14 protein-coding genes and 2 pseudogenes are annotated in these 21,929 nt (G+C 55.8%); 4 read left to right on the top strand and 12 right to left on the bottom strand.

Annotation, left to right across the window (positions count from 1 at the left end; genetic code table 11):
• Nucleotides 1–1,102: IS701 family transposase (locus XH84_RS32735; RefSeq protein WP_245471933.1), on the top strand; the 1,102-nt coding region annotated here is incomplete at its 5' end.
• A 609-nt stretch (nt 1,103–1,711) separates the two neighbouring features.
• Here the strand turns inward: XH84_RS32735 and XH84_RS32730 are convergent.
• Together XH84_RS32730 and XH84_RS32725 are read right to left on the bottom strand one after the other, a co-directional pair.
• Nucleotides 1,712–2,869: an MFS transporter gene (locus XH84_RS32730; RefSeq protein ID WP_164937414.1), complete on the bottom strand. Its 1,158-nt coding sequence runs from the start codon at nt 2,867–2,869 to the stop codon at nt 1,712–1,714.
• Nucleotides 2,870–3,282: 413 nt separating this feature from the next.
• The gene (locus XH84_RS32725; RefSeq protein ID WP_128948587.1) at nt 3,283–4,854 is read right to left on the bottom strand and encodes a PLP-dependent transferase; all 1,572 of its coding nucleotides are present in this window, start codon (nt 4,852–4,854) and stop codon (nt 3,283–3,285) included.
• Nucleotides 4,855–5,581: 727 nt separating this feature from the next.
• On the opposite strand from XH84_RS32725, the gene XH84_RS41965 reads away from it, so the two are divergent.
• The gene (locus XH84_RS41965; RefSeq protein WP_430641996.1) at nt 5,582–5,743 is read left to right on the top strand and encodes an integrase core domain-containing protein; all 162 of its coding nucleotides are present in this window, start codon (nt 5,582–5,584) and stop codon (nt 5,741–5,743) included.
• 300 nt (nt 5,744–6,043) lie between these two features.
• Here the strand turns inward: XH84_RS41965 and XH84_RS41710 are convergent, their stop codons facing one another.
• From XH84_RS41710 to bioA, 6 genes and pseudogenes are all read right to left on the bottom strand, one after another.
• A complete protein-coding gene (locus XH84_RS41710) occupies nt 6,044–6,160 on the bottom strand; it encodes a hypothetical protein (RefSeq protein ID WP_347338890.1) in 117 nt (38 codons plus the stop codon).
• Between the two features lie 36 nt (nt 6,161–6,196).
• Entirely contained in the window at nt 6,197–6,478 is a 282-nt protein-coding gene (locus XH84_RS41705; protein WP_347338889.1) for a recombinase family protein, read from the bottom strand.
• A gap of 209 nt (nt 6,479–6,687) precedes the next feature.
• Entirely contained in the window at nt 6,688–7,911 is a 1,224-nt protein-coding gene (locus XH84_RS32715) for a phosphorylase family protein (protein WP_128948586.1), read from the bottom strand.
• Nucleotides 7,908–8,384 carry a hypothetical protein gene (locus tag XH84_RS32710; protein WP_128948585.1) on the bottom strand — a complete coding sequence of 159 codons (477 nt, stop codon included), beginning with the start codon at nt 8,382–8,384 and terminating at the stop codon, nt 7,908–7,910. The genes XH84_RS32715 and XH84_RS32710 overlap by 4 nt, the downstream gene beginning before the upstream one ends.
• Nucleotides 8,384–11,542 carry a hypothetical protein gene (locus XH84_RS32705; RefSeq protein ID WP_128948584.1) on the bottom strand — a complete coding sequence of 1,053 codons (3,159 nt, stop codon included), beginning with the start codon at nt 11,540–11,542 and terminating at the stop codon, nt 8,384–8,386. The genes XH84_RS32710 and XH84_RS32705 overlap by 1 nt, the downstream gene beginning before the upstream one ends.
• 1,243 nt (nt 11,543–12,785) lie before the next feature.
• Nucleotides 12,786–13,936 (bottom strand): annotated as a pseudogene (gene bioA, locus XH84_RS32695) (adenosylmethionine--8-amino-7-oxononanoate transaminase); the annotation flags it as partial.
• 120 nt (nt 13,937–14,056) lie between these two features.
• Between bioA and XH84_RS41505 the strand changes: the two are divergent.
• The gene (locus XH84_RS41505; protein WP_283811982.1) at nt 14,057–14,179 is read left to right on the top strand and encodes a hypothetical protein; all 123 of its coding nucleotides are present in this window, start codon (nt 14,057–14,059) and stop codon (nt 14,177–14,179) included.
• 31 nt (nt 14,180–14,210) lie between these two features.
• Here the strand turns inward: XH84_RS41505 and XH84_RS32690 are convergent.
• Nucleotides 14,211–15,379 (bottom strand): annotated as a pseudogene (locus XH84_RS32690) (IS3 family transposase).
• A gap of 96 nt (nt 15,380–15,475) precedes the next feature.
• Between XH84_RS32690 and XH84_RS32685 the strand changes: the two are divergent.
• A protein-coding gene (locus tag XH84_RS32685) for an IS3 family transposase (protein ID WP_128948582.1) occupies nt 15,476–16,578 on the top strand; the annotation gives its coding sequence in 2 pieces (ribosomal slippage) (nt 15,476–15,737 and nt 15,737–16,578; 1,104 coding nt in all).
• Between the two features lie 98 nt (nt 16,579–16,676).
• On the opposite strand, the gene XH84_RS32680 is transcribed toward XH84_RS32685, so the two are convergent.
• From XH84_RS32680 to XH84_RS32670, 3 genes are all read right to left on the bottom strand, one after another.
• On the bottom strand, nt 16,677–17,414 hold the full coding sequence (locus tag XH84_RS32680) for a hypothetical protein (RefSeq protein WP_128948581.1): 738 nt from the start codon (nt 17,412–17,414) through the stop codon (nt 16,677–16,679).
• 647 nt (nt 17,415–18,061) lie between these two features.
• Complete coding sequence (locus XH84_RS32675; RefSeq protein WP_128948580.1) at nt 18,062–19,342, bottom strand: aminotransferase class III-fold pyridoxal phosphate-dependent enzyme; 1,281 nt, start codon at nt 19,340–19,342, stop codon at nt 18,062–18,064.
• An 801-nt stretch (nt 19,343–20,143) separates the two neighbouring features.
• Entirely contained in the window at nt 20,144–21,211 is a 1,068-nt protein-coding gene (locus XH84_RS32670) for a KamA family radical SAM protein (protein WP_128948591.1), read from the bottom strand.
• Between the last annotated feature and the right edge of the window lie 718 nt (nt 21,212–21,929).

Below are 21,929 nucleotides of genomic sequence, written 5' to 3'. Positions count from 1 at the left end.
GGCGACATCATCTCGGAACGGGTGGGCGACTTCAAATCGGAATGGTGGGCGAGATCATCTCGGAATCCTGGGCGACATCGATCGGAATCCGCACGCAATCGAGAAGAGCGAGCCGATCGAGGCGTGGATCATCGACGACACGTCATTCCCCAAACAAGGCAAGCATTCGATCGGTGTTCACCACCAATATTGCGGTCAGCTCGGCAAGCAGGCCAATTGCCAAGTGGCCGTGTCTCTGTCGATCGCTAACCATGCCGCCAGCCTTCCGGTGGCTTATCAGCTGTATCTGCCGGAACCCTGGGCGAAGGATCGCGCACGCCGGAAGAAGGCGGGTGTTCCGAAGGAGATCAAGTTCAGGACCAAACCGGAGATCGCGCTGGAGCAGATACGTTGGGCTTGCGAAGCCGGCTTGCCGCGTGGCGTCGGATTGATGGATACGGCCTACGGCAACGACTCGCGGCTCCGCGCGGGCATGACAGCCTTGGGCGTGCTCTATGTGGCCGGTATCTTGCCGAGAACCTTGATGTGGCGACCCGGCACCGGCCCGCGGCGCAAGGACAGGCCGCTGAACAATACCGGCCGACGCGACGAGCCCGATCTGGTCTCGGCCAAGGAGGTGATGCTTGCTCTACCCAAGCAGGCTTGGCGCACGGTGATGTGGCGCGAAGGCTCGGCCGACCGGCTGTCCTCGCGCTTTGCACGTGTGCGCGTCCGGGTCGGGTACAACAAACTGATCCCTGAGAAGCTATCGTCGGAGTGGTTGCTGATCGAATGGCCGGAGGGTGAAGCAGAGCCCACCAAATACTGGCTTGCCACACTGCCGGAGACCATCAGCTTCGAGCGTCTCGTCGACCTCGCCAAACTGCGTTGGCGCATCGAGCGTGACTATCAGGAGCTCAAGCAGGAGGTCGGGCTCGGCCACTACGAGGGGCGGGGCTGGCGTGGCTTCCATCACCACGCGACTCTGTGTATCGCAGCCTACGGCTTCTTGATCGCCGAACAGGCGACGATTCCCCCCTCAGGACCTCGTTCCGCCACGCCAGTCCCGGTACTTGGCTTACCCGACAATTATCGACCCAGAGGCTCCGCCCGCGCGGCCTGAACGCCACATCCCGAACTCAATCGCAACCATGCGCGCCCGACTGATCCGTGCCCTCATCAAAACCCTGCCGCGATGTCCCTGCTGTGGCGCCGGCGCAATGTCAAATGGACGTCCGCGCCCATGACGCAGTAAGATTAATGGGTTGCGTGAGCTAAGGCGGCAGCTCCTCCCTTCATGCGAATGTGTGGACGAGGCGGACTCGAGCTGTGGTCGGTTACCTTGACGTTCTCTCCCATAGCAGCTGCTGTTCAATCGCCTCGAAAGGACCGCCAGCGGGCGCTTGTTGACACGTCCCAGGCAGCGGTCGCGATCGCGATGGCCAAGTCTAGAGTACCAGATAATTGCAAAGTGCAGCTCCTCAGTGGGGCGGCACTTGTCATTTAGAGCTTTGGCCCGGCGAAGCGAGATACGTCTCTCATTCGGTACTGCAGTCGGACCGCCCAGTTGATCGCGCCTCTCGCACACCACGGCTCTCCAGAATGCGCGCTAACGTCGAGTTCAGCGTGATAAGCCTAAACTCAGACCCTTGCGATCGTTCATAAGGTGGCGGACACTTATTGATGATCCGGTCCGCGTCCGGCTCGCCGTCAGGCCGATCGGCCCACTTCTTCAACGGCCTGGTTCCCGCTTCAATCGGGCACTCACGAGTGCGAATGAAAGCGTGCTTGCTGTTCCGCAGATGGCTAGAGAAGCCAAGGCAAGCCTGACGCCATAGTTGTTTTGGATGAAATTGAAGAAGAATGGCGCGAACGACGCCGTCGATAATCGGAAGGTCGTGATCAACCCGACCCGTGCTCCATACCCATCCGGCCCGAAGACTGAGAGTGGCAAGCTCCCACGGCAGATGCTGTTTAGACCAGAGCTAAACCCCACCAAGGCAACGAAGATTGCAATTCCGACCAGAGAGTGAGACGCCAGTATAATAGCGAATGTCGCCGCTGAGAGCATAACACATGAGAGAATGGTGAGTTGAATTGGCGATATCCTCTCGGTAAACGATCCCGCAAATAGCCGTACCGCGACCTGTGACGGGCCGAAGAGCGTGGAAACCAAGGCTGTCTCCTGCAGCTCTAAACCGATCGACGAAAGGATAGGAATCATTCGACTGAGTAACGCTGAAAAAGCAAATGTCGTCAGCGAAAAGCCTACCGTCATGAGGACGAGGACAGTCGGCTTGGAAGAGGACTGGGCTTGCGGGCCACAGACCGTGTTCTGATCTCCAAGCCTTGCGGAGGACTTCCCAAGAGCCAATTGGATTAAAGGGAGAGCGAGGAGAACATTGCAGCCTCCATAGATCCAACAGACTTGCCTCCAGCATATCGAAGTGAGCAGCAACGAGGTCAACGGCCAAAACAGCGTTGACGAGAAGCCGACGATCAGTGTCAAGACAGCCATTTGCCGTTTCGCGTGGACCGCATCTCGCTGTACCAAAAACACGAACGCAGCCTCATAAAAGAGAAATGCCGACGCAAGTTGCATACCGAACAGGGCGATTGCAAAAACGACCGCATTCCAAGAAGTTGCTGCAATTCCTAGGCTAGCAGCTCCAACGAATGAGGCGACCTTCATTGTCTTGCCTGCGCCGTATCGGTCCATGAGGCGACCGGCAACCAGCGACATCAGCGCACTGGCAAGCAAAGCAAACGAGAAACAACCGAGTATCCACTCCTCTGCGACTGCGAGGTCACGGGAAGCCTCTTTTGCAATGGCCGCCACGCAATAATAAAGTGTGCCGTAGCTGATAATTCCTGCACCGCCCAGTGCCACAACGATCAGACTGCCATCCTCCTGGGTGGGTCTCGATCTTCTCGGTTCCGGTCGCATATCGCCGAGTGCCTTAACTATTGCGGATTACGCGCGGTAGGCGCTGTTCCCCGCTTTCGCCCGATCAGACCAGCGATGGTGAATAACACGAACTACGTGGTAGACGACTCTCGACCGCCGTTTGGTCGCGTCGGTTGCGGCGCCTCGGCCACACGCCTCCCGTAGGCCTCGATGTAACCGTGGTCTGCACCAAAAACACATATCGAGCGCACTTGCATTTCGAGGCGGCCAAATACGCTTCTATCGGCTTGGCCGCCCCCATCAAGAGTATGCGAGCATGGACTGGGTCGAATTGTTGTCGAAGATGATCCTTCCTGAGCATCTGCAGTTTGCTCGGGCTGCCTTTAGAGAACCGCCTAGCGACGACTTGCACACTTTATGCCATCGGTGTGATTTGTTCTTACACGATCGGTGGGATTTCTTACCGGACGCCCAGCGCGCCAACTCGCTCGTCCGAATTGCCTCCGAAAGGTAACGCCGCAGTACTTAGCTGCGGATGCACCTAAATAAACAACGCCCTTCAGGCTGCCATCGCGAAGCGTCCCTTCGAACTCGTAGTCTAAGCCCAGGGGATCGCCTGGCAATTGTGAAAACAGCATTAATTTCGATCCAACTATGTTGCCTCGGCAGTTACCCGAGACCTCAGCGCCGATGTGCGTGCCCGCAATATTCTGGCGATCCTGTCGCAGCATGAACGCATGGACAGCGCTGCCGTGAAGAAAGTCGATAAACACCTGCCATGCTCCCGCTAGCTCCTCGAAAGCGGCCTCTGGAGGTGCCGCTGGCGCTGAAGGCCGTTCTGCAATGGCATGAACGATTGAACGGCCAACAATCTCAGCTTCGACTTTGGTCAGATTGGTCGGATCGACTACGATCCGTTGCGGGCGTTGCCAACAGTCGTGCAGCACAATGCGCGGGCGGGCGCTGGCTAGCTTTTTGACAATCAGGTCGGTGTTCGCCGAGAATGTTTCTTTCTCCCAAGAAACTGCTATTCGTGGATTACAGAATGCAGAGTCTGGTTCGATCTCTTCGACGGAGAGCCCAGGCGCGTTCAAAAACTCGCGCTTCAATATCGAAATACACTCGCGCCATCTTTCCATCGCACGAGCGGCTCCCCCCCTTACCCATTGCTCCAACGCGACGTAAGCGCCAATGATCTCGTCCTTACCGACCTTCATGGATCTGCCAAACGATTGACCAGGAGGTCCATTCAGGTACGCTGCTCTACATAGTCTTTCCGAGCCAAGTAGGAAGCCCGTCGATTGCGGTCCGCGGATATACTTCCCGCCTGAATGAATCAGGAGATCTGCCCCGTTTTGCAGCCAAATGTTGGGAAACATGGGGGCTTGTCCGGCCCCGTCCACAATCAGCGGGATTCCCAGTTGCTTGGAGCGCAGAGCGATTTCTTCGAACGACAAGGCCGACTTTGGAATATCTGAGGCAACAACGCATATTGCTGCGATCTTCTCAATTTGGATCTGATCTAGATCTGAGGCACGGCAGATAGGACGCACCATACAACCGACTGCTCGGATTGCATGCTCGTAAGCCATTCGCTGATCAGCTGCGACAACCACTATTTTCTCGCCTCGTAACGGGAGCTTCAGCATCTTTTCTGGATCGTTACCGGCTACGCAAGCAGCAACCGCCTGGCTTACTGCTGCTGCACTTCCAGCGGTGACGAGCCCCCATTCGGCACCGGTGAGCGCAGCCAATTTCCGTCCAACCGCTTCCGCCAGTTCATTCAGAACGACAAAGCCTTGGCTGGAGGCTTCCATTGCGGCGAGCACAGACCGCCTTGGATTGCATCCGCCGTAAGAGGTACGTACGCCGGTGCAATTAATGATCGGTTCAACGCCGAGTTCCCGGAATACTTGACCTGCAGCGGGGCTATCATGCGGCGCATGATCGCGATCATCTAAGCTCATTCAAGTACCTTTCTAACACTTCGGTCACCGATCGGGCGTCTGCGTCAAGGCAACAAGAGCAGCTGAAGCGCTTACAAGATCCGGACCCTGCTCTGCCAGCACTCCCGTCCAGCAAAGGAGCGCTGGGGCAGTCTTCGCAACCTTCTTCCGAAGGTCGACGAGACTCGCGCATAGCGTCGGAGGTTCAATCTATGCTCAGCATCTAATGGCATGCGATTTGACGGACGTCGTTATGCGGCTTTCCCCCCTCCGCCACCCATGACGGCGCCCCGAGCATGATATCTACTCGGCAACCCTTACGGCGTCGCGATCAAGAGCATCAAAACTCATGCCACTTCGCTGATGCGCCGGACTACCACTTTATTACTTCTCAATCTGTTTGGCTCTGCGACACGATCGAAACACGAGCGTGGCGAACCCAACAAACCTGACAAAGCATCGTATCGCTTTGCTTACCGTTAGCGAGCTTTTCCCATTCCGATGATCCAAGTGTGAGTGCGTCATGTTGAGGCTTCTTCAGCGTTGACGATGCAGATCGCGAATTCCTGGGGCATGAAGCAGCCGGCCGGCCAATTGCCGTTCTGGTCACACCTCAACGATCGTCAACAAATCGGCATCGTTCGCCGATTTAACCGTTGAGCGGCGTTGCCTGCCACCGAACTTTCACCAGCGGCGGTTAGGGTCTCGGGGTTTTTCTAACTCGATTGGCAGGTGGAGCAACGGGCGATTGGCAGAGCCGGTCGAGGTTGCGCAGCGGATCGACAAATGGATGGACGACTACAACTCAGGACACCCGCACTCACCGATGGGCTACCGCTCACCTCGGGAGTACATTGCTCAATTAGATCGGCCGAGTGTCCGGTCTAACGGGGACAGTTCCAGCGAGTGACAGGCGAGGACCATTCACCCGACCTTATCGGCGTACTTCACTGTTCCATCGACGTCTGTGGTGCGCGCCAGTCCTTCCAGGCTGTGCAGAAGCTCCTTTGATCTTTTCGATGGTTCGCTTGAACTACACCGCAGACCAGAACCCCTGCCCGCGCGCCGTCGGAATGCCTGCTCATTCAGTCCCTCTGCAATGGCCCGCAGACTCTTTTTTCCGGCCGCCCGTAGCGTTGATGATTGGGGCGATATCGGCCGCCATGGACGCCGCACGCGCCTGTAGCGCCTCAGTAGCAACCTTACGGGCTTACGTGCTCGGGATCATCCCACGATCACCACCAAGTTTCGTGCCGCGCTTCTTGGCTACTGCGAGGGCGTCCTTTGTGCGCCTGCTGATCATTCTGCGCTCCTCCTCTGCCACCATCGCCATGATCCCGACGGTCAGCCTGTTGGCGTACGGCTATTCGGCCGCCACGAAATCGACGCTGGCCTTCTCGAGGCCCAGCAGGAAGTGATCGCGCGACAGACGGTCCAGCTTCGCAATGACCAGCTTGGCGCCGCAGGCTCGACAGGCCTTAATGGCTTCATCCAGCATGGGCGATCCGTCCGCTTGCCGCTTTCGACCGAACTCCTTGACCAGCTTCCAATTGCCGCCGCTCAGGAACTCGGTGACAGAATTGCGCTGCGCGCCAGCGTTGATCTTCCCTGCCGATCGGTACTGACGCGAAGGTAGCAGATCCATTTTCCGTCCACGTCCATGCCCTTACAAAACAAGTTTTCGTAACACGGACGTCCGGCGGCTTACGAGGACATCGGCTATCCGGCAGCGCTGAATCCACGGTTCATCGCCTGCTGCCAGCGTGGGAATTGTCAATCGGCGCTGCAGCACGAATGACATTCGCGCAACAAACCTATCGGATGACAATTACTACCGTAGTTTCTCGGCCCTGACTAAAACTGCCAGCGCTTTCTGACGATCTCATTCACTGCACAAGCAGCTAGGTAGCAGCAAGCGCTATGCAATCGATCGTCCTTCGTTGCATCGCAGAAGTCGGCTACCGATTTAATAAATAGGAAGGACGGTTTCACCACCCTTGTAGAATATGCGGCATAGTAAAACCCGTAAGCCTCCATATCTACTCCAAGTATTTTTTCATTGAGCTGCTCAATGAGCTTGATCGTGGTTAGGTGCGAAACGACTGCGGATCCGCTCGCGATCGGCCCAAGTTGGAAGTTAATGCTATTCAGCTCGCCATTTGACAATTCGTTGAGCCGACCGACGATCGCGTCTTGGTTATGAAGCTTGGAGTTCAGCAATTCCCGGGCGACGCGGTGCGCCCGCGAGTCGCGAATGTTTATCGGCTCTGGCCTTGGAACAAACTTCGCATCGTCACCCTTCCCTTTCCACTTTCCGCTGTCCCAGTCAAAGACACTCTCAGCCATGAGAATATCCCCGTACTTAGTCTTGTCCGAGAATCCACCGCAGAAGCCCGACATCAAGAACAGCGAGGGCCGAAAGTGCGTTAGCAGCGCTTGCGCAGACGATGCCGAGGGAGCCTGCCCGGCACGTCCAACTGAAAGAAGAACTCCCCTCCTGATCCCCCCACCCTTATCACTGAAAAGAAATTCCTTTGCCCCGGGCCAGTGAGCAACGTCCCTCAGCTCGAATAACTCGCTATACGGCGCACTTTCCTTGTCCAGAGCCGTCAGAATGGCAATGTCATAGTCATGCTGCTGGAAGATACTCAGAAGGCGCGATCGGTTGACCTTTTTGGCAAATGCCACTCTGTCGCACAGCCGTTCGATCCACAGTCCCTTCTCGTCTTCCTCAACGATCGCTAGAAGATGTGACCCTATGCGAGTATCAATTTTATCGAGTGCCGCCTTCTCTCTGGTCAGGCCAATGAGATCCCCTGGGACATTTAACGTATCTCCCTCAAACAACTCGATGAGAAGATTCTCAACTACCGAGTAGTCGATCGCCGATTTGTTCTTAATGTAAGGAAGGGTCAGATCAAGGATCACCAGATCGAACAGCGTTGTACGCAGATGCTCCCTCGTTGATACCCCATCCTCAGAAACGATCACCTCCGAGCCTTCGGACTGCAACTCCTCCACGACCCGGAGTACAGCTTCGGCTACCTCCGCACGGTCGTGCGCCACAAGCGTCTTCATAACGCACCTCCAATCAGCTCTTTCAAACGTTCAGACCATTTTAGGGAACCGTATCGGACGCAACCTAGCAGATTGCTACCGATCCAAGCCCTCGCCTGCCGCTCCAGATCTAGGAGAGTATGTGAGTCGCTCGTGTCTTCCTCCAAGGACGTTCTGACAAAATAGTCAAAGCCCGTCACTATCACCGTCGGCATCTCTTTCTCGAGCAAGTACATCTGCTCCAAAATATCCAGCCCCCCGAGATTTGCGTGACCATCGCGTACGGTCGCCCCGCTCCCCGGAGCGATATCCATCGAGATGTCAAGAATGAGCAATTTCCACCGCCCCTCTCTTATCAGGTCAGCTGCTTCCACAACCGTCTTGGCGCGCACGAACCCATATCTGCCACTCGCAATGCTCTCAATCAGTCGAATAACGTCGTCGTATTTGTGATCCACGTCTTCAACGACGAGAATGTCTGGCCCTTCACTCATCACTTCACCTTACAGACAAGTGGTACTTGAACATGGAAGCTGAATTTTCGCTCAGAAACCTCCACGGTGACGGTCCGACGCATGATAGATGCGGACAGTGCAGCCACAATCTTCAGGCCTGATTTCCCCGCTTTCAGCATCGGCTCGTTCACGGACGTCGGCACCCCAACGAACTTTTCAACTATCATGCGTCCCACGCGCCTTAGGGACGAAAACACCAAACCACGAGCCAAGTCGTCCTCATAAGGATGCACTCTAATCCGGATCTCATCTCGCTCGCTGTACTTCAGCGCATTGATAGTGAGCTCGCACCAAAGATCGAACAATGGACGAATATTCTCCGGAGCAATCACCTCGTCGGCCCACCGGCGGGCCTCGAAGGTGATGATCAATCGCCCACTTGCTACCTCGTCATGGAACCTGCCTTCCACGGCCGACTTCAGCTCCGAATAGGAAAGCCCTTCCTTACGTGGCACAATCGGCATCTCAAACCACGCCTGAAGCTCGCCGACCTTTTGCATGACCTGCACCTCCGCTGTGCCAATCACTCGCTCCACCGCAGACATGCGAACCTGCTCTCCCGCCAGAGCATTCCGGGCACTATCCATCGCAGTGCGCAGCGATGGCTGTAGCTCCTCCATCAGCTTAGATCTCGCCTGGTGCAGCGCCACATCAAGCCTTTGTCGCAACCAGCTCGCGATCAGTCCAACCACATCCTCCAAGACTTTATTATCATGCAATTGCGCAACAAAGCTGGCCATCTCAGCCTGATCGGGCAAGAACTCGAATATCCCTCTCTGCAGCTTGGTCTTCTTGGTGTGCATGTACACATCTATCCAAGACTGCAGAGCTGAATATACGCTGGACTCCAATAATTGCAGGCACCTTGCCTTCTCGTCATTCGTCACATCCAGCATTTTCGTACGCCGCAGCGCGGCAAGTGCCAACGCGAACTCCCTGCGAAGATTATCGTGCCGAATCCGGATAGCGAGTATTGATTCAATCCCGTAGGACGGATGGGACAGAAACAAATCAATGATCAAGCATATGGTGACGACGAGCGGCCACTCTCGATTACGAAACTCATACGTCCTGACCTCCTTGTTACGATATACGTGAGAGGTCGAGGTTCGTGCGTCAGAAAGGAGCGGCAACGAGTTGTAGGTCTTGTCAACCGCCAAAAATGTTCTGAATTCATCTGCAACACTTGAGAGCGCATCCGTTGTAAAGATCTCCCATGGCAGCTCAAACTGAGCTGTGCCAACGGTAATGAAGGTAAGAGCACTTGTTAAAGACCGTTGCTCGAACGCAAATTGCTCCGCTGTCATAATCTCGTCTTCGAAACCGAACTCCGCGGCGCACTTTTCCAACGCGTTCAGGCGCTCCGACAAGGCTGCTGTATAGTTCGTTTCCAAACGCATCTTCAAAATCATAGACGGAGTTAGAAAGAAGCGAACGAACGCGACCGCGTCGTTCCTGTAATGCTCAATTAGCTTCTGAACCAAAGTCCCAACGCGCCCTCCGGACGGCGCGAGCGGCGCGAGGGCCAGCATCAAGGAATTAGGCTCGCGCTGCCGCTGCTCAACCGCTCTGATCAAAAGCACGTATATTCCATCCAAGTCTCCTTGGAACGGCCTAATTCTGAGCGCTCCAATTACCTGGTCGATCCAAGACCAGTCTATCCCAGACAAAAAGCGACTGTTTCCCGAGAGCGGAATATGCCGTCGAACAGTCGCCAGCCACTCTGAGATCCTCATCGTTCGCTCGGAGGAGCGAAGACGCCAGTGAATTCGCTTCAGCCACCATCGAGTATCCACATCAACGAGAGACATTGAGGCATCGACTATCTGCTCGGGGTCACCGACGGCGGCAAAGAGATTGGAGTCCAATGCTGCAGCGCCACGCGGCGAGCACAGAGTGAAGGGGGAAAGGGTACCGAAAAAATGTACTTGCCGAATCAGGTGAAGAAATTCGTCCCCGCGACTTCGCCGTTCGATCATATACAGCGATGTTAGCAGCACTGTTACAAGGCGCCCCACCTCACAGAAGCCATATCTCCTTCCAACTCCGACAACGTCGCCGAAGTCCGTTTGGTTAGGATAGCGCTCCCAACGCAACCGACTTAATTGCGGGTATATTCCATCGAGTTTGGTTTTAGGCGCATCCTGATCCACGCTGACAAACGCTTCTAGGAATCGAGACTCATCTCGGGACAAGTTAAGATGAGCACAGATCGGAAGCCGTCCCGGAGAGCAAACAATATCCCAACGACGCCCCTGCGCCATATCGAGAACGGTCCTAAACCGCGGCGAGTCGGTTGCCTCATATATTGAGCGAACGCAACTCAGCTCCGCTTCTGCCAGCACGCGGCCGGCCGCAATAGCCGTCTCAAAATATGACAGAAGCAGCTGAAATGCATCGAAGGGATGACAAAGCAGGGCCGAATAGCACTTGAAGGCAAGGCTCGTCCTGAAATCGACATCGTCGGCGACCAGCAGCTTGACCAGGCCGAGCTCCGAATTCCTTTGTCCAGGATTTGGAAATGTTTGGGTAAGAACCTGCTCGAATGTTTCCTTCGTCGGCACATTGATAAAATAGAAGATCAGGGGATACAGAAAGTGTTGACGCACCCAATCCGAATGCGGGTTCTTGGCGAAGTAGTCGGCAATCCGCTCATTATTATCCGCATTGATCGCGCAATAGAGCTTGAACGCGAACAAGGACTGCTTGTCGACGGCCTTGAGTTGGGAAAACGCCTCTAATGCATCTCGCATCTCGAGGTTGAGAATGTCACGCGACACGCTCGACTCCACCTCGATCAATCTGCGAACGGCATTGCGATTTACTTTAATGTAGTTGGTCACGAGCTCCAAGTAAGCGCTACAAACCGCTTCTCTTCTCTCATCAGCTAACGCCTCCAGAATTTTCCAGTCTCTCTCCATCAGCGGGAGCGCCTGAAGAGGATAGACTGTCTCGTCGTACTGATGGGGATTGGACACGAGTGAAAAGAATGTGGCACTCAGATACTCGGACAGCGGCGCAACACCTGCGTTTGCACTCTCACTTAGAAGCGAAAACACTCTCCAACGAAGATGACGATAATTCTGACCGCCCCGCGCTAAATTGCGGAGTCGTGTGAAATTTACTGGTTTCTTCATAGCCCCTCGTCGCCAATAACGCCTGTATACAACTCTCGGCAGGTTTGCAAACGTTAGAATACGCGCACAGCGGCGCAAGACGGATATTTGCGCCGCAGCGTACTCTGGGGAGACAAGGTGTCCTTCAGACAAACACGCGAGCGCACTTTTGCGCAGAGCGTGACAGTGCTCCCACCGTGCCTTGCATCAAACCAGCATGGCATTGCAGGTGACTTCGGTGCCATCGTCGAAGATGATCGAGCCGACTGTTATGTTTCGTCCGCCGAATACAGCGCGTCGCATGACTTGACGATTGTGAATTGGGGAGCTCACGGAATAGCTGCATCTAATGCATCCTCTTCGCATAAAACATGCGAAGCAAGCTCAAAATTCGCGCCCAATCGGCACTACCAACAGATACTCTTACATTGGGCTTGCGCAACTTGACCGTAGGCACAAGCTTGGAGCTCCCAGTGAGTGTGGGCACTCACTCTATGCTCTCTCTAGCCGCCCTTTGGGGCGTTTCCTCCCTGACTTGGCCGTGCGAACTTTTCGCACGGCCATTTTCGTAACCTACAAGATCGAAGCGCTACGCCAATTTCAGCATTTCATACGAAATTGTGGCCCGCGTCTGCGTACGCACTCGCGCTGCGATATCCCCGGCAGACCGTGGCATTTTGCGACAATTCGTCGCCTGGCTAACGCCGGATGGAGTCACTCATGCAAGCGATCAAGCTGCTCGCAACCAGCGAAGCCACTTGATTGATCTCCCGCTGCGCCTTGAAGCCATCTACGCACCTTTTGGAGCAGAGCGCCGTCCGCCAGCAATAGTAGCGGATCAGGCCGAACTTGCCGCCACAAATCCCGCAGCACCTTCCTGATCCACCACCGAAAGCGTGTGAGTTATCGCGCATCTTTGCCTCCTTCGGCCCACCTCGATGCGCCCTATGCATTCTCCACTTCCACGTCACAGCGCCCGCACATCACGTGCGGCGACGCCAATTCCGACTCTGAGGTATGCAGGAGCGAGTGGGCTCAGCAGAATGACCTGATACGCGCTTTTGGCGTGGCCGCCCTCAGATGAGCACCTGCGCCAAGCCTTCAGACGTGTAACTGATATTTCCAGCTTGAATAATGCGATAACCGCGTTCTGCCGCGCAAGTTCTGGAATCTCAGGGAGGTACTTCACCTCAAGCGGATTATTTCAGAAATTTCGGAGCTCTTGCTCGGAATGCATCAAGCGAACAGATCGGCATTGCGTAGTCGTATTTCCGAGCGGACGCAGGAGCAGATTTAGGTGCTTAAAGAAGGCCTGGAGTTTCGGACCGATGATCGCGAGTTAGGCGTGGTCACTTGTTTTCAGATCAAGCGCAGTGATGGTGCCGTCCGCCGAACCTTTGCAAAGCGCGGCTTGCGCGCTCTTGCATGGATGCTAGGGCCGATACGCGGGTGCGCGCCTCGGAGTTCTGCCAAAGATCCAGATTTGCTTTTGCAGCGGCGCAGGCGAGCGGGTTCGCCTTATATGAACTCGAATGGTAGAACGTCAAATCGCGATCTTTCGAATAGTGGCGCCTCGAAAACATCAGCGCGACAGAGCGTCACTGCGAGCGGAAGAGATCCACCAGTGAGCCCTTTCGAATAGCAGGCGATATCTGGTGTGACATCGGCCCGCTCGCGGGCAAACAGCGTAGCCGTTCGGCCCCAGCCGGTCATGACCTCATCTGCAATGAAGAGAACGTCCCCTTCTTGGCAGATCCGCTGCATCTCCCTTAGTACCCACGCTGGGTACATCAGCATTCCGCCGCCCCTAAGATCAGGGGCTCCACGATCAAAGCCGCTGGCATCTGCTCGTGACATACCGAATATAGCGCATTGAGCGTCTCGCGCTCGCGATCTGTTGCTGGGAGCAGTATTGGTCTGACGTCAAATGGAAGGGCCTCATAAGCCACATTGAACGTCGCCACGGGCTCCGACCGACATCGCTCCCACCGTAACGCCATGATAGGAGTGTTGCATCGCGACAATGCGAGTCCGCTGCTCGCCGATGTTATTCTAATAGCCGAGCGCCATCTTCAGCGCGACTTCGACGCTTGTCGAACCGCTATCTGAGAAGAAGACATGCTCAAGACTGGGCGGCGTGAATTGCAAGAGTTGCGCCGCTCCTCGGCTGGCTGGTGCGTATACACCGCCAAGATACTCTGATTGAGCTTGCTCGCCTAGTCCTGGATGGCACTCACAATATGCGCGTGACAATGACCGTGGGCCACGATCATCCAGGACGACATTGCGTCCATGATGCGTCTACCGTCAGCGGTAGTGAAGGAAAGCCCCCTCCTCGCGCAAGATCTTTGTCGTCTCGCCTTGAAGCGCGGGCTGCGTAAACGGATGCCAAATTGGAGACTTAATCATTGGCATGATGAACTGAAATCGCCGCACGGAACGAGGACGTAAATGCACTCTGAAGCGCCTCTGGCGTGCGAGCCGCGTCGTAGGAGCATTGTCACCTACCATGTATGGGAAGATCTGCGAGCTGGAATGGCATCGCACGCCGCGGTCCACCTTTTGCTGCGTGAATGCAACCAGGCTTGCGAGGCGCCGCTGGCGCTCGGGTTCCTGCTGCAGGATGAAGGGTGCTTCGCGAACGACAACGGCAATTAGGGGTGATGGCGCTTGACCTGCCACTTCATTTTCATCCAGCGGCAGTTAGGGTCTCAGGGTTTTTGTACGCCAAGTGGTGCGGGTGGAGCAACGGACGATTGGCGGAGCTGGTCGGGGTTGCGCAGCCGATCGTCCGTTGCGGTGAGGTGGGCGGCGTAGGCCGCCTCAGCGACGAGTGGGGACGCTGGAGATTGTAGTCGGCGACTCAATTGGCGATCTTGGCGCGGGCGTCATCGAGATCGAAGAACAGGGCCTCGTTGAGCAGTTCATCGCGCATTCTGCCATTAAAACTCTCGATGAAGCCGTTCTGCATCGGCTTCCCGGCGCGCTAAAGTGCCAATCGATGACCGTGCCCTCGCTGCAGGCGAACATGGCGTTGCAGGTGAACTCGGTGCCATGGTCAGATACGACCATTCCTGGCTTGCCGCGTCGCTCGACGATTGCCGTCACTTCGCGGGCGACGCGCCGTCCTGAGATCGACGTATCCAAAATGGCGCTCAGGCATTCCTTGGTCACGTCATGGACGATGTTGAGGATGCGGAAGCGCCGCCCGTTGGCGAACTGATCGTGGACGAAGTTCAGCGACCAGCGCGCCGGGCCTCGCCTCGATCAGGATCGGGGCACGGGTTCCCGCAGCTTTGCGGAGCCCGCCGCTTGCGGACGGTGAGCCCTACCTCGTGCTAAAGCCGGTAGATCCGATTGATCCCCGAGGGCTCTCCCTCCCGTCGCAGTAGGACGAATAGCCGGCGGTAGCCGAACCGCCGCCGCTCGCTGGCGAGATCGCGCAACCGGCCGCGCGGAGCTGTGTCCGGAGGGCGGCTGGAGCCGTAGCGGATCATCTTCCGGTCCGCGCCGACAATCGAACAGGCCCGCCGTTCCGACAGGCTCTTGACGGCCTGCAGATGCGCGACCGCAGCGCGCTTGACGGCGGGCCCTACGGTTTTTTGAAAGAAGCTCGCGAAGGGCGGCCGCATCGAGCATCTGCTCGGCCAGGAGCTTCTTCAGCTTTCCGTTCTCCTCTTCCAGCGCCTTTACCCGCTTGGCCTCGGAAACATCCATGCTGCGGAATTTGATATTCCAATTGTGGATCGTCGCCCGGAGATCCCATGCTTGCGAGCCAGGTCAGCCGTCTTCGGCCCCAGCCTGATGCTCCTTCGATACCGCGATAATTTGCTCTTCCGTGAACCTTGCTCCCTTCATCTGTCCGTCCTTCTTTGATCTGCGGCCGGCAAACTGGACCATTTTTGGCTAGAGTTTCGCTGCGTAAATCCCCTCGGCTGGGAGGAGCGATGGACCATGAAGGCCTCGAAATTTTCGGACGCCCAGAAGGCGTTCATCCTGAAACAGGGCAACGACGGGGTTGCGGTGGCGGAGATCTGCCGTAAGGCCGGGATCAGCCAGGCGACCTACTTCAATTGGAAGAAGAAGTATGACGGGCTGCTGCCGACCGAGATGCGCCGGCTGAAGCAGCTCGAGGAGGAGAACGGCAAGCTGAAGAAGCTGGTCGCGGACCTGTCGCTCGACAAGGAGATGCTGCAGGACGTGATCCGCCGAAAGCTATCAAGCCTGGACGGAAGCGCATGCTGGTCGACGCGGTTCGCAGCGGATGGCAGGTCTCGATCCGCAGGGCCTGTGACGCTCTCGAATTTGACCGCTCGACCTACCACTACAAGTCCCGTCGCTCCGGCCAGGCTGCCCTCGAACAGAAGATCAAGGAGATCTGCCATGTGCGTATCCGCTACGGTTATCGTCGTGTTCACGTTCTGCTGCGTCGTGAAGGCTGGCGCCATGGCCAGAACAAGACGCGGCGGATCTATCGCGAATTGGGCCTGCAACTACGCAACAAAACGCCCAAGCGCCGGGTCAAGGCCAAGCTGCGCGATGATCGCAGGCCGGCCACACGGTCGAACGAGACCTGGGCGATGGACTTCGTCCATGATCAGTTGGCGAGCGGACACAAGCTGCGCGTCCTTACGATCATCGATACCTTCTCCCGCTTCTCGCCGGCGCTGGCGCCACGGTTCACCTTCCGCGGCACCGACGTGGTGGAGGTGTTGGAAAGGGCCTGCAAGGAAGTGGGATTCCCGGCAACGATCCGCGTCGATCAAGGCAGCGAGTTCGTGTCGCGCGATCTTGACCTCTGGGCCTACCAGCGCGGCGTCACGCTGGACTTCTCGCGGCCCGGTAAGCCAACCGACAACGCGTTCATTGAGGCCTTCAACGGCCGCTTCCGGGCCGAATGCCTCAACGCTCACTGGTTCCTGTCGCTTGCGGACGCCCAGCACAAAGTGGAGACTTGGCGCAGATATTATAACCAAGAACGGCCCCATGGGGCGATCGGCAATCGACCGCCGATTTTGCTGCAAACCCACGTCGGCGCGCCCAGCCCGCCAACGTGACAGCGGCGCAAAACTCTAGTTCTGGGTGGTCCAAAGTTCGGTCTCGCTGCACTTCGGCCGGACTCTAACTCCTACTGGAGGAAATACTCAGTGGCAGGTCACCACACACCGAGTGATGGCGCGGCGAAAATATCCTTACAGCAATCGTCGAGTTCACCTTTTAACTCTCGACCTGTTACCCACACTAGCCAATTATCCTCAGCAATATCCTCTTTCACCAGCCGCAAGATCGCTCCGCCGGATTCATGATGAGGGTAATGCGGAAGTCCTTTATTCACTCGCCAGCGAGCCACAAGCGCGCATAAGAAATCGGGAGCCCACATAGCATACGACACGCGGTGTGTAACTCGGGCTATCATCCTCGGGACACCCTGTCCCCTGAGATCTCTGCGTACCCAAAGATCCCCATTGTAGGCTATTTTGCCGGTCATCTCCTCCGCCGTAGCCGCCATGCAAACGCAACGATCATCAACATGTGCATGTGCGATCGGGTCACTGTAAAACGCCCTCAGCGACCGAAGATGCTCCGCAAAATTACCGTTGGAAAGGTCATACAGCCGAGCAGCATTTGTAAGCACGACGTCGCTATTCCTGTCGAGACCAACGACCCAATATCCATCGCTTGGGCGAATCGTCGATCGGTCAGGCCGAAAGTTGGGAAATGTTCGCCCCTTCGTCGGAGTTGCCTGGGTAATTGAGACATATTCCTGAAAGTCGAACCCCATTAACAGGTTAATATCTTTCTGAGCAGCCATGGTGTCATATATTGGAATGCACCGTGAGACATGCACCGGAATGCGTGCGCTCATTGCTGCCACCCTCTCGTCTACCGTCATGAGTTACCTCCCAGGCTACAACAATCAAACATTATGCGCTCTGGACAATGAATGTCGTACTACCTCTTCTCGTGGGCGCTCTACAGGCTAATTGGTAGGATGCCACTCGTATGCAGGTACGCACAAGAAGAACGCGCGGCGCTCACATTGACCTGATCGAAATCAAAAACTCGCAAGTCTTGTTGGACGGGCCGCTGGGCATTCCGACGCGAACTTCTTTCGCGTCGGCTCCCAGCTTTCTCGAGGAACACAGAACTCGTTCACCAGCTTTCACCTGCACCGCGCCGCACCCAGGACAATCATCTTCAGGGCCCCGCCCATCTGATTGGCTGACGATACTTCGATGCTTTGACTTCCCACTGAGCTTGCATCCAGCAACGGCTAGCGTCTCATGTATTTTTCGGCGGCACCGCTCCGTAGCCACACGGAGAGCACTTGCGCCTCCCTCACATTGGCGCAGCCACCGCTTGCTTGCAGACCCTTTCCAGCATCACCACGCCGCTACCGCGGAGCACCGCGCCCATGCCGCCCATCTCGCCACGAAGGACATCGGCCGCGTAATCCGGACGTCCATTGCTCACTCCTACTTTGCGTACAAAAAGGCGACACGCAGTTCAGTGCCAGGTCAGGTCAAACCATCTTTGTCTCTATCCGCGCTGGGATTGAAGCCTCGAAGTCCCTCTTTGGTTCAGGGCCTCCGCCAAGGCTTCTTCAAATATTTCAAGGCCCCGATTGAGAGTCTCGCTGTCAATCGTGAGTGCGGGCAAGAATTGTATGACCTCACCGGCCGAAGCGCATCGTTCAAAAAACAGCCCCCTCGCGAACGCGTTACGTGTGGTCGCTTCTGCAATTTCCGATGTCTGGCAATCAAACCCCAACGCCAGCCCCCTCCCCCGAACAGAAAAGCTGCTCCCATAGTAGCATGCAATATCGTTGAGCCGGCGCTGCGCAAGCTCTCCCATGCGCTGCACCTCCTCAGAGAGGATGCAGTCGCGCCAATAGATATCAATGGCAGCGCTTGCAGCTGCAAATGCAATGTCGGTCTTTTCCGTACCCGCGTGCTGGACAGACCAAGTGCGGTCGATCTCATCTTTAATCAACAGCATTGACAATGGCAGACCACAGCCGCTCAGAGAATTCGACATTACAACGATGTCCGGCGATAAGCCTGCGAACTCGAAACTAAAAAATTGGCCTGTCCGACCACAGCCCATTTCTCTATCGTCGACTATCAGAACGGCGCCAGTCTCTTTCGCAATTGCCTGGACCGACCGCAACCACTCTTTGCGAGCTACGTTCATGCCACTCTTTCGCTGTACAGCTTCGACCAGAATGGCAGCTGGACGATCAATGCCGCTGTGCTGTTCAAGCAACAGCTTTCGCAAATAGTCAGTTGTGCTCACGGGTCCAAGATAGCCGTCGTACGGGACAAGAGTTAGTCCGCGTGGGGACACGTCAACGGTAGTACGGCGAAGCCCACCACAGCGCAGAGCAATGGATCCCGGACGCACGCCGCTCTGTCCACGGGTGAAAAAAACAATATTCTCACGTCCCGTCACTTTGCGTGAGAGCTCTAGAGCTGCGTCAATGGCATTGGCATCACTTGGTCCAGTGAATTCGCAATGATATTGCAGCAAGTTCCGTTCACGAAGCACGACAGATCTGAGCGTATCAACAAACTTAAGCTTGGCGGAAGTCGCAATCTTAAATCCGTTGACCACCGCATCTGACGTTAGATAATCGAGAATAACCTGCCTGATCTGATGATTGTTGTGGCCATAGTTTAGCAACCCAGCTCCTGAGTAAAAGTCGATAATCCTCCTGCCATCCACCGTCAGAACAATCGAGCCGCGCGCTCGACTCAAAACAACGGGAGAGGTCTCCGTATCAAAGCGGCGGCTCGATTCTAGCGACTTCAATTCGTGCATTTCACCCGACTCGCTACCCAGCCCTTCGTGCACTGCGATCCGCCAACAGCGATCGCCCAGCGCTGGCTCGGCAGCACAGCATGTGCTCCCGAATTAGTTTCACTCACTTACCGCAGAACCGGGCAGAACAAACCTATCTATCCTGGCAGGTAAAACTCGAACCTACACAGAAATTCATCGAGCGGCCTCAACTTGCCCTCAGTACGATCAAAAGATCGAGCATCGGACCCTATTAAGTGAGCTATAGGTCAACTGAACCGAATGCGAGGACCGGCGCAACTAAGCTTCCTGCGGAGGTTCGCGCACCAATTTAGCAGTAGGCAACAAGATAACCCTTCGCGCCGAGCCTTGGTTGATGCAATCGAGCATACAGTCCAATGCTAGATCTGGGCCGACAAATATCTTTTATAATCGCTGCAAACTCGCCGCCAATTCCGCTCGCAGAACTAACGGGCTCGATTGATTCGCCTTCTTAACGTTCACTCCACGCCGCCCGGCAGTGCAATGCCGCCCCTGGAGCGCCAGCGCGCGTCCGAAGGCGAGCTCTCGTCAGCGCGGCGCTTTCTTCCGCAACATGCAGAATACCAAAGTTTGATGAACTCCTCCGCATCAAATACAGGATGAGCCGATATCGTCGTCGCCAATCGGACGCCCTTGCCCTCCCTTTCCTGAATGACGATTGGTAAATTGATGCAGCGGAATAGATAAGGCCGCAGCCTAGGATCCGCCGCCCTTGGCTTGATCCTCCCCTGCCCTTTTCAACGCGACACTTAGGCTTTTCACGTATTTCCAGCTCGGTCTCTAGTTCTTCAATCGATCATCATCCGGCAGATCATCTAACCAGCAAGCGGTCTCGACGTATTGCCTTGAAAAGATCTTTCCAACTTTGTCTGAGATCTTGTTTTGATGATATCGCATATAGATACGTCCATCATCACCCCAATCAAGGATCTCGATCTTCCCGGTGTAATGCGACATGATATATTTGAAAGTCTTTTCGATGCCCGCCAGACGTTGGTTGACGCCATGCGCAATCTCTATTCCGCGGCGAAGCGGGACCTGAAAATGGGACGCACCCTTCACTGGCCTTGCCTGAAAGAGATAATAAGGGCGGACGCCTATTTGGTGGCACTTAGCGAAAGTATCTGCCAAGATCTCCGGATTGTCATTTACGTCTGCAAGAAGCACGGATTGATTGAGGAACTGCACTCCCTCTGCACGCAAGGATCGGATATTTTTCTCAGCATCGACCGAGATCTCACCGATGTGATCGAAGTGCGTGACAAGCACCGCAGTCTTGCCTGCATCACGTATTCGTTGGAAGAAAGCAGGTAGAGCGGGATCCTCGAAGCGCTTTGGCTCAAAGGCCAATAGTTTCGTGCCGATCCGAATGGAAGCCAAATGCGGAATCGAGAGCAGATGAGCAAGAATCTCGTCGAGCTTTGCCGTACTAAGAACAAACGGGTCGCCTCCCGACAGTAGCACGTTTGTCATCTCTGGATGGCAGCCAATGTACTGGCGAACTTTCGCCATATCTGGGACGATCTCATCTGACTCTCGGCCAACAAGTCGCTTGCGGAAGCAAAAACGACAGTATGACGCACAACGGTTAGTCACCAGCAGCAACCCGGTCTGGGCGTACTTATGTTGAAGTCCACGCACCACGGTATTGTCCTGCTCACCACTCGTGTCCAAAATGCCCGTACTGTCGAACTCCTTAACTGAGGGCTCCACAATATGTTTTAGCTGCTCGTAGTAACCACTGTTGGCGATCTGCTCGCGGTAGAATTTTGTGACATGATGACGTGTGATGCTACGGGCTTGCAGCTCCGTCTCCGCAATCTTGCGATCGCCCTCTATAAATCTCATGAGCACGGCGCGGGGCGATGAAGCTGGTTGGGCGGATGACGAGGGAGGCGAGATATCTCCAGCGACCGTCAATTCGCCTGGTGCACTGTCCGCGTCAGCTGTTTGAGTCAACGGTGAGGGTTTCATTTGAACTCCTTCGGCACAGAGCGAGATCGTCCGCGCAGCGACGTAATTGGTCACCCTTCTCAGCAATCTGCGTGCCAATAGGACGTGGCGCTTCATTAGGCCAATACAGTAGAATCGCAAGCGCCTCGCGGACGGTCGACCAATAGTTTTGGCCCCTTTGTTGGGCTTCAAACAGAATGTCTTCAACCGGACACAAGCTCCAATGTGAGCGGCTCATTCGTCTCGGTCGTCGGCAGCTCGTCAAGTCACGTCGGTCTCACCGATCAGGCACCCTCGCCGAATCTTAGAGGATCACTACAAAGCAGTCCGCCCGCTGCGACACAATGCGACAGCGTTCGGCAGCAGGGTTTGCTCGACCGAGGTGTACATCGGATGAGCCCGTCGGACCGCGAACAGATTGGTCGCTCCGATCGAGATAAACGGCCGCTCAGATTGTCCGTGTTTCCGGCGGGAAGGCCCCCAATCGGGCACACCGAGACCGGTCGGCGAGTTCTGAACGCACGCCAAGCGGGATCTCAGACAAGCCAATGGGTGTGCACGACATGAATGGCGGAGAACGAGAACACTCGCAAAACTTCCACTACATCGTAAA

Origin of the sequence: Bradyrhizobium nanningense (assembly GCF_004114535.1) — a bacterium.
GTDB classification, from domain to species: Bacteria; Pseudomonadota; Alphaproteobacteria; order Rhizobiales; family Xanthobacteraceae; genus Bradyrhizobium; species Bradyrhizobium nanningense.
The sequence above is the reverse complement of the archived record's forward strand: the minus strand, read 5'-3'. Positions and strand labels throughout refer to the sequence as shown.